The sequence below is a fragment of the Agrobacterium vitis genome (genome assembly GCF_037039395.1).
GTDB lineage: Bacteria > Pseudomonadota > Alphaproteobacteria > Rhizobiales > Rhizobiaceae > Allorhizobium > Allorhizobium vitis_E.
Genome location: NZ_CP146242.1, coordinates 2,987,134 through 2,999,317, shown reverse-complemented (window position 1 = coordinate 2,999,317; position 12,184 = coordinate 2,987,134). Strand labels below are relative to the sequence as shown.

General features: G+C 57.4%; 15 protein-coding genes. 10 read left to right on the top strand and 5 right to left on the bottom strand.

Annotated elements, in window-relative coordinates; genetic code table 11:
* Window positions 1–32: 32 nt before the first annotated feature.
* The 3 genes from V6582_RS16395 (at window position 33) to V6582_RS16385 (ending at window position 2,018) form a co-directional block, all read left to right on the top strand.
* Window positions 33–773, top strand: a complete 741-nt coding sequence (locus V6582_RS16395) for a substrate-binding periplasmic protein (RefSeq protein WP_337739187.1) — start codon at window positions 33–35, stop codon at window positions 771–773.
* A 77-nt stretch (window positions 774–850) separates the two neighbouring features.
* The gene (gene pth, locus V6582_RS16390) at window positions 851–1,564 is read left to right on the top strand and encodes an aminoacyl-tRNA hydrolase (protein WP_156630945.1); all 714 of its coding nucleotides are present in this window, start codon (window positions 851–853) and stop codon (window positions 1,562–1,564) included.
* A 1-nt stretch (window position 1,565) separates the two neighbouring features.
* On the top strand, window positions 1,566–2,018 hold the full coding sequence (locus V6582_RS16385) for a GNAT family N-acetyltransferase (RefSeq protein WP_156630944.1): 453 nt from the start codon (window positions 1,566–1,568) through the stop codon (window positions 2,016–2,018).
* Window positions 2,019–2,021: 3 nt separating this feature from the next.
* On the opposite strand, the gene clpS is transcribed toward V6582_RS16385, so the two are convergent.
* Window positions 2,022–2,333, bottom strand: coding sequence for an ATP-dependent Clp protease adapter ClpS (gene clpS, locus V6582_RS16380; protein WP_015916707.1), 312 nt, complete (start codon window positions 2,331–2,333; stop codon window positions 2,022–2,024).
* Between the two features lie 154 nt (window positions 2,334–2,487).
* On the opposite strand from clpS, the gene ychF reads away from it, so the two are divergent.
* The 7 genes from ychF to V6582_RS16345 all read left to right on the top strand — a co-directional run bounded on the left by ychF (window position 2,488) and on the right by V6582_RS16345 (window position 8,217).
* A complete protein-coding gene (ychF, locus tag V6582_RS16375; protein WP_070164190.1) occupies window positions 2,488–3,591 on the top strand; it encodes a redox-regulated ATPase YchF in 1,104 nt (367 codons plus the stop codon).
* A 155-nt stretch (window positions 3,592–3,746) separates the two neighbouring features.
* Window positions 3,747–5,243, top strand: a complete 1,497-nt coding sequence (locus tag V6582_RS16370) for a hypothetical protein (RefSeq protein WP_156630943.1) — start codon at window positions 3,747–3,749, stop codon at window positions 5,241–5,243.
* A gap of 54 nt (window positions 5,244–5,297) precedes the next feature.
* Window positions 5,298–5,768 (top strand): MaoC family dehydratase, encoded by a 471-nt coding sequence (locus tag V6582_RS16365; RefSeq protein WP_070148904.1) that lies wholly within the window; start codon window positions 5,298–5,300, stop codon window positions 5,766–5,768.
* Complete coding sequence (locus tag V6582_RS16360; RefSeq protein WP_015916711.1) at window positions 5,765–6,250, top strand: MaoC family dehydratase; 486 nt, start codon at window positions 5,765–5,767, stop codon at window positions 6,248–6,250. Before V6582_RS16365 ends, V6582_RS16360 begins: the two co-directional genes overlap by 4 nt.
* Window positions 6,237–6,716: a glutathione peroxidase gene (locus tag V6582_RS16355; protein ID WP_015916712.1), complete on the top strand. Its 480-nt coding sequence runs from the start codon at window positions 6,237–6,239 to the stop codon at window positions 6,714–6,716. The genes V6582_RS16360 and V6582_RS16355 overlap by 14 nt, the downstream gene beginning before the upstream one ends.
* A 14-nt stretch (window positions 6,717–6,730) precedes the next feature.
* Complete coding sequence (locus V6582_RS16350) at window positions 6,731–7,522, top strand: helix-turn-helix transcriptional regulator (protein ID WP_156630942.1); 792 nt, start codon at window positions 6,731–6,733, stop codon at window positions 7,520–7,522.
* Between the two features lie 83 nt (window positions 7,523–7,605).
* Window positions 7,606–8,217 carry a LysE family translocator gene (locus V6582_RS16345; RefSeq protein ID WP_156630941.1) on the top strand — a complete coding sequence of 204 codons (612 nt, stop codon included), beginning with the start codon at window positions 7,606–7,608 and terminating at the stop codon, window positions 8,215–8,217.
* A gap of 24 nt (window positions 8,218–8,241) precedes the next feature.
* Here the strand turns inward: V6582_RS16345 and V6582_RS16340 are convergent, their stop codons facing one another.
* The 4 genes from V6582_RS16340 to V6582_RS16325 form a co-directional block, all read right to left on the bottom strand.
* On the bottom strand, window positions 8,242–9,147 hold the full coding sequence (locus V6582_RS16340) for a nucleotidyltransferase domain-containing protein (RefSeq protein ID WP_156630940.1): 906 nt from the start codon (window positions 9,145–9,147) through the stop codon (window positions 8,242–8,244).
* Window positions 9,148–9,178: 31 nt separating this feature from the next.
* Window positions 9,179–9,721, bottom strand: a complete 543-nt coding sequence (locus V6582_RS16335; RefSeq protein WP_156630939.1) for an adenine phosphoribosyltransferase — start codon at window positions 9,719–9,721, stop codon at window positions 9,179–9,181.
* Between the two features lie 310 nt (window positions 9,722–10,031).
* The gene (locus V6582_RS16330; protein ID WP_156630938.1) at window positions 10,032–10,886 is read right to left on the bottom strand and encodes a cytochrome c1; all 855 of its coding nucleotides are present in this window, start codon (window positions 10,884–10,886) and stop codon (window positions 10,032–10,034) included.
* A 25-nt stretch (window positions 10,887–10,911) separates the two neighbouring features.
* Window positions 10,912–12,177 (bottom strand): cytochrome b, encoded by a 1,266-nt coding sequence (locus V6582_RS16325; protein ID WP_156630937.1) that lies wholly within the window; start codon window positions 12,175–12,177, stop codon window positions 10,912–10,914.
* Between the last annotated feature and the right edge of the window lie 7 nt (window positions 12,178–12,184).

The following is a 12,184-nucleotide window of genomic DNA, read 5'->3' as shown; positions in this document are numbered from 1 at the left end:
GTACAACCAAACGCAACGTGAGGAGGCCGAAGATGGGCTGTCGAAGAAGTGCATTCCGCCTTGCCGTCCTATCCTGCGTGATGTTCATGACCACCACCGCCATGGCGCAAAACAGTATCGTCTTCACCACGGAAGACTACCCCCCTTACAATTTCAGGGAAAACGGCGTGGACAAGGGCGTCGGCTACGAGCAGGTCGTCATGATCATGAAGGATCTGGCGATCCCCTACACTATCGAGATGATGCCCTGGGCCCGCGCCATCGCGATGGCCGAAACCGAACAGATGACCTGCGTGTTTACCGCAGCCCATATTCCCGAGCGCGAAGGCCGCTTCAAATGGGTCGAGCCGCTGGCCATCGACCGCAATATCATCATGAGCCGCAAGGACTCCGGCATTCAGGTGCGCAATGTCGAGGATGCCCGCAAGTATATTGTCGGCACCCAGCGCGACGATTACACTCAGGCCCTTCTGGAACGGCATGGTTTTCCGAGGATAGACCTCGCTTCCAACCTCGACCTGACCATCAAGAAACTGGAAAGCGGCCGGATCGATCTCATGCCGGTCTCGGAAAAATTCTATCACAAACTGGTGGAGGAAGGGCATCCTCTGGAACAGCAATTCGTGCTGACCGAGCAGAAATTCGCCATTGCCTGCAACAAATCCCTGCCCGACGCCCTGATGGCGCAAATGCAACAAGCGCTTGATCGACTGATTGCCGACGGCACGCAAGCCAGGATTTCGCGAGAATATGGCCTGTTACAGCCGCAATAGCACGCGCAATCGGGGTTGACATGGTCCGCATTTCGCTGTCGTGAAGACCAACCGAAATACCGTTCGTGGAAAATGCGATGATCGTTCTTGCAGGGCTTGGCAATCCCGGCTCCCAATATGCCGGCAACCGCCACAATATCGGCTTCATGGCGCTCGACGCCATCCACCGCCGCCACGGCTTTTCGCCCTGGTCGAAGAAATTCAAGGCCGAAATTGCCGATGGCACGCTGGCGGGCGAGAAAGTTCTGCTGATCAAACCGCAGACTTTCATGAACCTGTCGGGCGAATCGGTCGGTGAAGCGCTGCGCTTCTACAAGCTAGGCCCCGAACAGCTGGTGGCGATCTATGATGAGCTGGATCTTCTTCCCGGCAAGGCCCGTATCAAGCTGGGCGGCGGCCATGGCGGCCACAACGGCATCAAATCGCTGGATGCCCATTGCGGCCTGAACTACCGCCGCCTGCGGCTCGGCATCGGCCATCCTGGCGATAAATCCCGGGTTCAGGCGCATGTGCTAGGCGATTTCGGCAAGCTCGACGCCGAATGGCTCGACCCGCTGCTGGAAACATTGGCTGAAAATGCCGACATGCTGGTGCGCGGCGAAGACAGCCAGTTGATGAACAAACTGGCGCTCGCCACCGGAGCCAAGACGGAAGAAGAAAAGCCCAAACCGGCAAAGCCTGCGAAATCCCACATTCATCAGGCCCATACTGGCGTGCAGCCGAAAAAGCTGCCGGAAACGGGACCGATGGCGGAGATGCTGAAGAAGATGTTTGGGCCTAAGAAGGATTGAGATGAGCAAACCACCCATCACGGTTCGAGCCGCCCGCCCAGACGACCTGGAAAGCCTGCTGTCACTCTACAAGGACTTAAGCAGCAATAACGATTTTACCGATGCTGAACGAGTGCATAACACCTATGCAGCGATTCTCTCCCATCCGGGTCTGACGGTATTCGTTGCTCTCGACCGTGAAAGACCCGTAGCAACGGCAAGTTTGCTGGTAACCCCCAACCTGACGCGTGGTTGCCGCCCCTATGCGCTAATCGAGAATGTCGTAAGTGCCGAGAGCCATCGAGGCAAGGGCTATGGCCGAGCGGTCGTTCTCCATGCCATCGACGCCGCCTGGAATGCTGACTGCTACAAGGTCATGCTGCTGACAGGCAGCACACGTCCCGAAATCCACCGCTTCTACGAAGCCTGCGGCTTTCTCCAGAACAAGACCGGCTATCAGATCCGCCGCAAGTGATGCCTATTCTTCCGGCTCAATGGTAAACAGCAGCGGAAACCCTGCTTCCTTGGCCAGATCATTGGCCTCAGTGGATTTGGTCTCGGCGATGTCGCGGGTGCAGACCACCACCACCGCTGAACCGAAGCGATGGGCGGTCATCATCACCCGGTTGCCGGTTTCCTCGCTCATCCGGAACACGGCTTTCAGCACGATGGTCACGAATTCGCGCGGGGTGTAATCATCATTGGTCAGAATGACCTTGTAGAGCCTGGGCTGCTCCAGCTTTGGCCTGGTTTTGACCTTTGGCTGCCCGACAATGACTTTTTGAGGCATTGGCAACTCCCATCGGCACACGCTCGCGTTACCATAATGCGAACCGCTCCCGGCTTCAAGCAATTGGCGCCAAGAAGCGGCAAAGCCTTGACCGGGCCGCTCCATTCCCCCATAGGCAAGGCAACAAAACCTTTACTGAGCACGGAAAACACCCATGGGCTTCAAATGCGGTATCGTGGGACTGCCGAATGTCGGCAAGTCCACCCTTTTCAACGCGCTGACCAGGACGGCGGCAGCCCAGGCGGCCAACTATCCTTTCTGCACCATCGAGCCAAATACCGGCGAAGTGGCCGTGCCCGATCCGCGCATGCAGACGCTGGCAACCGTTGCCGGTTCCAAGGAAATCATCCCGACCCGGATTTCCTTCGTGGATATTGCCGGTCTGGTGCGTGGCGCTTCCAAGGGTGAAGGCCTCGGCAACAAGTTCCTCGCCAATATCCGCGAAGTCGATGCCGTCGTGCATGTGCTGCGCTGCTTCGAAGATGACGACATCACCCATGTCGAAGGCCGGATCGATCCGGTGGGCGATGCCGAAACCATCGAAACCGAGCTGATGCTGGCCGATCTGGAAAGCCTGGAGCGCCGCACCGAGCAAACCCGCAAGCGCGCCGCCTCCAAGGACAAGGAATCGATGACGCTGCTGCCTGTCATGGATGGCGCGCTGAAGCTGTTGCAGGAAGGCAAGCCCGCCCGCCTGCTGTTGGCAAGCCTCGATGCTGAAGAACGCGAGGTGCTGAAAAGCCTGAACCTGCTGACCTCCCATCCGGTCCTCTATGTTTGCAATGTCGCCGAAGCCGATGCTGTGGGTGGCAATGCCCATACCAAAGCCGTCGAGGAAATGGCCAAGGCGCAAGGGGCGGAAACCGTGATCATTTCGGCGGCCATCGAAGCCGAAGTGGCGCAATTGCCGGACGAGGAAGCTGCCGAATTTCTGTCGGCGCTCGGGCTGGAAGAAGCAGGTCTCGACCGGCTGATCCGCGCGGGCTATCACCTGCTCGACCTGATCACCTATTTCACCGTTGGCCCCAAGGAAACCCGTGCCTGGACCATTCCGCGCGGCACCAAGGCGCCCGCCGCAGCAGGCGTGATCCATACCGATTTCGAACGCGGCTTCATCCGCGCCTTCACCATCGCCTATGATGATTACATCACCTACAAGGGTGAAGTCGGCGCCAAGGAAGCTGGCAAGGGCCGCGACGAAGGTAAGGAATATGTCGTGAATGACGGCGACGTCATCCACTTCCGCTTCAACACCTGATCCATATTTGCGACGGTCGAACTGTCAATCATAAGCGGGATGCTCTTCCAAAAGCATCCCGCTTTTATTTTGCCCTTTAAAACGGTAGCCAACTGGGCAATATCAACCTGTTGGAGCGGTGTGGGTTACCGCCTCCTGAAACGAGGGGAGTAAGCATGCGTTCGATGTCTGTGCCTGTGTTGTTTCTATCCGCTGTCCTGGTGCATGGGCAGGCAAACGCCGCCGATATTACTGCCAAGGGCGCCAAGGACCTCAAGCAGCAGCTCCTGTCCGCCCTGCCGGACGGCATGGTCAAGGATGCGAGCGCCATGACGGTGCGGGCCCGCAACAGCGCCTATGAGGTCCGGGTCAATACCATTGCGCTCTTCGGACTGGAGGCGATCAAATTCACCAAGGCCGTGGGCATCAGCCCGGTCGTTTCCCTCATTCGGCCGCTGGACGGTGGCCTGTGGCAAATCGACCAGGCAGGTGGGATAGACGTCAAAGGGCAGACCAAAGAGAAAGGCCCCAAGTCCAACTTTCTCTTTTCGGTTGATTCCTACAGCATGACGGGCATCTACGATCCAACCATCACCTATCTACAGTCCGGCACCTACAAGGCCGAGGACATGCGGCTGCGATTGCAGACGGGCGACAGCTCGACGGACATACGCCTGGATGCAGTCAATTCCACAGTTCAAGGGACGAAGGACGGTGATAATACGATCACGATTGCCAGCACCGGTTCCTATACCAACCTCGTCGAAGCCATAAAGGGTCCGAAAGCAGACCCTGTCGGTGTCCGCGTCGGCTCAGGCGAAAGCTCCGGCAAGATCGAGGGCCTTGCCTACGGGCCGCTCCAGAAAATGATCCCTATCCTGGTCAGGAGCTGGAACAAGCCGCCAATGGATGAGGCTGACAAGAACCTCTTGATCCAGCTGTTCCGCTCGAATTTCCCCCTTTTCAAGACCATGTCCCAGACCGTGGTCTATCGCGACATACAGGTCGAGACCCCGCAAGGGCCGTTCACCGCCAAGCGTTTCGGCATAGAGACGATGATTGACGGCATCAGCAATGGCGCCAGATTCGGCTTCGGCCTGGATCTCGTCGAGCCGCAGATGGTAGCGGGCCTTGTGCCAGCGGCCTATGTGCCGCTCATTCCGCAGACCTCGAAGATCAAGGTCATTGTGCCCACCGTCAACGCGGCGGATGGCATCAATTACCTGATGGACAATGTCGATTACGATCCCGCCCAGCCGCTGACACCGCCGCAAAAGAGCGAAATCAGCCGCCGCTTCTTTCCTGAGGGCATCGCCACCATTGCCTATGACGGTACCCGCCTGACATCTTCGCTCTATGATGTAACAATCACCGGCAAAACTACGTTTGCCCTGACCGGCAACGACAAACCGCTGGTCGACGTAACCGTAACAGCACGCGATTTCGACAAGACCATTGCCTATCTCCAGACCAATGCCAAGCAAACGCCAGAGCTTGGCCAGACAGCATTTTTCCTGCTGATGGCGAAAGGCTTTGCCCAGACACAGGATGATGGCCAACTGCTTTGGCACGTGGAAACGGATCGCACCGGCCAGATCAAGGTCAACGGCAATGCTTTCAGTATTCCGGGCACCGCTCCAGACCCCGCGCCAGGCACACCTCCGGCACCGTAATTGAAATTCTTGTATCTGCGCTATCAGGGTTCGGATACGCCCAGAGAGGATATCATGCAGACAGACAAATTATATTTTGAAGATTTTCCAGTTGGTACCCGCCTGCCGCTTGGCCCCGTTACGGTGGACTTAAATGACATTATCGAATTTGCCACAGAGTTCGATCCGCAGCCGATGCATCTCGATGCGGCAGCCGGTGAGGCCAGCATTCTCGGCGGCTTGGCGGCCTCCGGCTGGCATACCTGCGGGCTTTTGATGCGGATGATGATCGACAGCTATATCCTTCGCTCCTATTCCGAAGGCGCGCCGGGCATAGACTTCGTGCAGTGGAAAACGCCTGTTCTGGCAGGTGATACCCTGAGCGGCTTTTCCTTGGTTGAAGAGGCCCGTGCATTGCGCTCACGCCCGGGGATCGGTGTCATCACCAGCCGCCATGAACTGGTCAACCAGAAGGGCGAAACCGTCATCGTCGCCCGCAATGCGGCCATGATGCGCCAGCGCCAACCGGCAGGAGACGTGGCATGAGAATGGTCGACCTGTTTCCCTTCGAGCAAAAAGTCGTGCTCGGCACCCGCCATTTCAACGCGGAGGACATTATCCGCTTTGCCACAAAATTCGATCCGCAACCCTTCCATGTCGATGCGGAAGCGGCGAAGTCCTATGTCTTCGGCGGTCTCTGTGCTTCCGGCTGGCATACTTGTTCAGTGTGGATGCGAACCTTTCTCGACTTCATGGGCGAAGCCAACGCCAAAGCCATTGCCGAAGGCGTGACACCGCCACGGCTTGGCCCCTCGCCCGGCTTTACCGACCTGAAGTGGCTGAAACCGGTCTATGCCGGGGACGACATTACCTATAGCCTGACGGCACAAAACAGCCGTGCGCTCAGGTCGCGTCCCGGCTGGCACCTCCACGCCAGCGTTGCCGAGGGTATGAACCAGCAGGGCGAGCCGGTGCTGCGTTTCGTCAGCACCGTGCTCGAACAGGAGAATGACAATGAACGTTCATGACTTTTCAGCCAAGGATATTACCGGTCGGGAGCGCAAGCTTGCCGAATTTGCCGGAAAACTGCTCCTGATCGTCAACACCGCCAGCAAATGCGGCTTCACACCGCAATATGAAGGCCTGGAGACCCTGCAAAAGCGTTTTCAAGACGATCTCGTCATCATCGGCTTTCCCTGCAACCAGTTCGGCGGCCAGGAACCGGGATCGGAAGCGGAAATTGCCAGTTTCTGCGACCTGAATTTCAAGGTCAGCTTCCCGATGTTCGCCAAGATTGATGTCAAAGGCAACGAGGCCCACCCGCTTTACAAATACCTGACCCACGAAGTCCGCGGCATTCTCGGCACCGAAGCGATCAAATGGAATTTCACCAAATTTCTTGTTGGACGCGACGGCACCCCGATTGCCCGCTATGCGCCGATCACCAAACCGGAAGAAATTGCTGACGATATTGCCAAGGCGGTAAAGGGTTAAGGGCGATGGGCCGGATGCAGGACTTTCAGTCATTCCGGCCCAGCGACCCACGGCTTCGCGCCGTTTGCGCCCAAAGTAAACACAGATTTTCTCGACACACCCACGACGAGTTCGGCATCGGGCTGATCGTCAATGGCGGGCAGATATCGGCCTCTGGCCGGGGCCAGGTGACGGCTGAGCCCGGCAACATTATCACCGTCAATCCCGGAGAGGTGCATGATGGCGCGCCACTCGATGACCACGGCCGACATTGGCTGATGCTCTATATGGAGCCGGCGTTTCTCAACGACATGCAGACGGATCTAGGCGAGACCGGACAGGTTGAATTCGAAAGACCGGTCTTCGACAAGCCGGATTGGGCGACCCGGTTCTACCGTGCCTTTCAAGCCATGCGCGAAGGCAAAGGGTCAGCGGCAGCCCTGGCCCAAGACGAGACCCTGATTGACCTGCTGGCGCCACTGATCTCTTGGCGAAGCAATGCAGTGCGGCCGAAGAACGATCCGCCCATGGAGCGGGTCAGGCAGATGATCTGTGACGACCCGGCGGCAAATCCATCCCTCCAGGACTTGGCCACTGTCGCAAATGCCAGCCGATTCCAAACGCTGCGGGCTTTCCAGGCCATGACCGGGCTGACGCCCCATGCCTATATTCTGCAGCAGCGCGCCAACCAGGCCCGCCGCCTGATTCTATCGGGTAAGAGCAGCCTTGCCGACATCGCCGCTACCTGCGGCTATGCCGACCAGAGCCATATGACGCGAGAATTCAAACGCCGATATGGCCTCACACCTGCGGCTTTTCAGGCCTGAGAGAAACCTGCAATTCCATTCAAGACCGGACGGGCAAGCGGTGATCAAATGGCGCAAGGATCAACACAGCGCGGTCGCTCATCATGCCTCTCGATTTTTACCTGACATCCCTCATCATCGTTGCAACACCCGGAACCGGAGCGCTTTACACTCTGACTGTCGCACTGTCCGGCGGATGGCGAGCCGCAACCATTGCCGCCTTCGGCTGCACGCTCGGCATTCTTCCGCATATGGCAGCAGCCAGTTTTGGCCTGGCAGCGATACTGGCCGCAAATGAAACCCTCTTCCAAGCGGTCAAAATCGGCGGTGTCGTCTATTTGCTCTATATGGCAGCCAGCCTCTGGCGCGGCGGCGAAATCGAGATGAGCCAGGAGCAAAGCCAGCCGTACAATGCCTTGCGAATCATCGGCAAGGCCGTGCTGATCAACCTGCTGAACCCGAAACTCTCGCTGTTTTTCCTGGCCTTCCTGCCGCAATTCGTTGATGGCAAGGCCCCGCAGGCCATCAGGCAATTCGTCCTCTGCTCGAGCCTGTTCATGGCGATGACATTCATCGTCTTCGCCCTCTATGGATGGATGGCAAGCGGATTGCGCAAGCATATCCTCTCAAAGCCAAGAACGGTCAAAACGCTCTACAAAGGATTTTCTACCGCATTCCTGTTGATGAGCGTCAGACTGGCGCTGGCCGAGCGCTGACGCGAAGCAAATAAACAACGCTGGCTATTCGGCGGCGGCCAGTCTTTCACGGCAAACCATCTCTACAGCCGTCTGCAATCGTGTGACCGCATCGAACAGCCAGTCAAGCTCTTCAGAGGTCACCTTGTATTGGGTGGAATAACGCGCCTCGACATAAGCGCGATGCAGCCGGTCAAAACAACGACGTGCCAAGCGGTTTTTCGGCGACCAGACGTCTCGAAGACGGGCGTCATAGCTTTCAGCCAGAGGCCTGAGCTTCCGAAGACTGTGAAGCGGCGGGCTATAGAGAGTGAAAACCAGCATGACGCAGTGATAAAAGCGTTCCGTGGCCTGATGGAGGTTGAAAGCCGCCTGTTTGAGCTGCATGTCCTTACTGGCATAGCCCGCCAGTGTCACATTATAGACAGCGCTCGGAAACCAATCATCAAAATAGGCTTGCGCCCGCGCTTGTCTCTCTTCGGCAGTGATCGGCTTCGGTTCAGCAAAGCCATAACCCCGCACCTCGTAAAGAGGAATGCCATCGCTGATAACATCGACAAAAAACGGCAGTCCCTGGGCCAGCTTGTCGTTCACGTCATGAAGCGAATGGACGATGAAATTTACCGGGGTTTTCAGGCGCTTGGTGACCTGCTCTTCGCGGATGATGCGGTCATGGGCGGTGCGCCAGAATTCATCCTCGTCGGCAAAGGTCTCCGTGTTGACCACGATCAGTATATCGTAATCCGAGTAGTAGCCGCTGGCATGGTCCTCGACCCAGTTGCCACGCGCGTAGGAGCCGAACAGGAGGACCTTGAGAATTTGGCCGCCCTTGTTCTTGGCCGAAAGCCGACCCTTCTGTGCCTCGTCGAATTCCTCGAAGAGAATTTTCAAGACACGATCCAGCTCCCGCCTTTTGCGCAGCGGCAAATGAGCTAGAAGATCGTGATCCATCGCGGCATCCGTCGTTTCGGTTCAATAAAGATCAATGCCCGGAAAATTCCACCAGCGTGCGCACTTCAACACCTAGCGCTTCCAGCTTCTTGCGGCCGCCGAGATCCGGCAGGTCGATGACGAAGCAGGCGGAGACGACGTCGGCGCCGATCTGGCGCAGCAGTTGCACTGCGCCGACGGCGGTGCCGCCGGTGGCGATCAGGTCGTCGACCAGAATGACCTTTTCGCCGGGTTGGACGGCATCGATATGCATTTCCATCTCGTCCACGCCATATTCCAGGCTGTAGGCGATCCGCACCGTAGTATGCGGCAGCTTGCCCTTCTTGCGGATCGGCACGAAACCGGCAGATAGCTGATGCGCAACCGCCCCGCCCAGAATGAAGCCACGTGCTTCCATGCCGGCGATCTTGTCGATCTTCAACCCGGCATAGGGTTGCACCAACTCATCGACGGCGCGACGAAAAGCGCGTGGATTGCCGAGCAGCGTGGTGATATCGCGAAACACGATGCCGGGCTTCGGATAATCCGGAATGGAGCGGATGGCGGCGGAAAGTTCCTGGGAAATCTGTGTCATAGTCTGCCCGAAGTGACGGAATTCCTGAAGTCAGTCAGGTTCAGATGGAACCAGACAGGCTCTAGATTCACTTGTTGACGTTTGTCTTTTTGAGAAAACCGGTGACCATTTTTCCCTGACAAACTCTCTTTGCGCCGGACCCTACTGCATAATGTTTGAAATCGGAATCGATTTAAGACGCTGTCCAGCGGGAATATGATCGCGACGCAACTGTCTTTCTATTGATCGCCGTTACGGCCAACGAAAAAGGCGGCCCGAAAGCCGCCTTTTCGAAATTGCGTCACGCCAGGGAACAATCCCCAAGGGTCAATCAATGCCCCTTGCTGGCATAGACCGATTTCTTGGTCAGGTAGACCAGGCCGGAGAAAATCAGTAGGAAAACCATGACCATGAAGCCAGTGCGCTTGCGTTCTTCCAGATGCGGCTCGGCAGCCCACATCAGGAAGGCCGAGACGTCCTTGGCATATTGATCGACCGTCTGCGGCGTGCCGTCGTCATAGGTCACCTGCCCCTCGCTGAGCGGCGGCGCCATGGCAAGTGCCGAGGCGGCAGAGAAATACGGGTTATAATGGGTGCCTTCGGCCACCGTCACGCCAGCTGGCGGGTCCTGATAGCCGGTCAGCAGCGCGTGGATATAATCCGGCCCGCCCTCCTGATATTGCGTGAAGATATCAAAGATGAAGGTCGGGAAACCACGCTCGATGCCGCGTGCCTTGGCCAGCAGCGACATGTCCGGTGGTGCGGCGCCATTATTGGCGGCAGCGGCGGCTTCATGGTTGGGGAAGGGCGACGGGAAATGATCCGAAGGCACGGCCTTGCGGGTATACATTTCGCCTGACGCGTTCGGCCCGTCCTGCACTTCGTATTCGGCGGCAAAGGTCTTCACCTGCGCTTCCGAATAGCCAAGGCCTTCCAGCGTGCGGAAGGAAACCAGGTTCATGGAATGGCAGGCGGAACAGACTTCCTTGTAGATCTTCAGTCCGCGCTGCAATTGTCCCTTGTCATATTTACCGAAAGGCCCGGAAAAACTCCATTCCACCGGGGCTGGCTTATGAATGGGGTAATGGGGCGTTTCGCCTTCCGCATGTTCCTGCGCAAGCGCTGCGGAAAAGCCGAGACCGGTGGCGAATGCCAGCGACAGGAGGCTTGTGGCAAGCTTCTTCATTGAGTTTATCCTCTCCCTGCCTGTCTCAGACATGCGCTTCGGTTTTGCCGGCTTTGGCCAGAACAGCCTCGGTAATGGAGTTCGGCACGCGCCTTGGCGTTTCCAGCAGACCGAGCAGCGGCATGATCACCAGGAAAAAGCCGAAATAATACAGCGTCCCGAACTGTGCCATGGTGGTGAATGTATCCGTCGGCTGACGTGAACCGAGCCAACCCAGCAAAATGCAATCGGCGACAAAGATCCAGAAGAACAGCTTGTACCAGGGACGGTAAACGGCGGAACGCACCTTGGACGTATCCAGCCAAGGCAGGAAGAACAAGACGATGATCGCCCCGAACATCACCAACACGCCACCCAGCTTGGAATCGATGAACAGCACGTTGAAGGTAATGGCACGCAGCATGGCGTAGAACGGCAGGAAGTACCATTCAGGCACGATATGCGCCGGGGTCTTCAACGGATCGGCCATGATGTAGTTGTCGGGATGGCCGAGGAAGTTCGGCATGTAGAAGATGAACCAGGCATAGGCGATCAGGAAGATCGACACGCCGAAGGCGTCCTTCAGCGTCGCATAGGGCGTGAACGGCACGGTGTCGGTCTTTGACTTCACCTCAACCCCGGTAGGATTGGTCTGCCCGGTGACATGCAGTGCCCAGATATGCAGGATAACCACGCCTGCGATCATGAAGGGCAGCAGGTAATGCAGTGAGAAGAAGCGGTTCAACGTCGGCTGGTCAACGGCGAAGCCGCCAAGCAGGAAGGTCTGTATCCACTCACCCACCCAAGGGAAGGCCGAGAAGAAGCCGGTGATAACAGTCGCACCCCAGAAGGACATCTGGCCCCAGGGCAGAACGTAGCCCATGAAGGCAGTCGCCATCATCAGCAGGAAGATCACCACACCGAGAATCCAAAGGATTTCGCGTGGCGCCTTGTAGGACCCATAGTAAAGACCGCGGGCGATATGCAGGTAGACGGCGATGAAGAAGAAGGACGCGCCATTGGCATGCATATAGCGCAGCAGCCAGCCATGGTTGACGTCGCGCATGATCTTTTCGACGGAGTTGAAAGCAACAGTGGTTTCAGCGGTATAATGCATGGCCAGCACGACGCCAGTCAGGATCTGCACGACCAGCATCACGGCCAGCATGGCGCCGAATGTATAGGCGTAGTTCAGATTGCGCGGTACGGGAAAAGCAATGAAACTATCATAGACCAAGCGCGGCAAGGGTAGCCGCTGATCGATCCACCGTGTCAGCCCGCTCGAAGGCTGGTAACTGGAATGCCCACTCATCAATCTC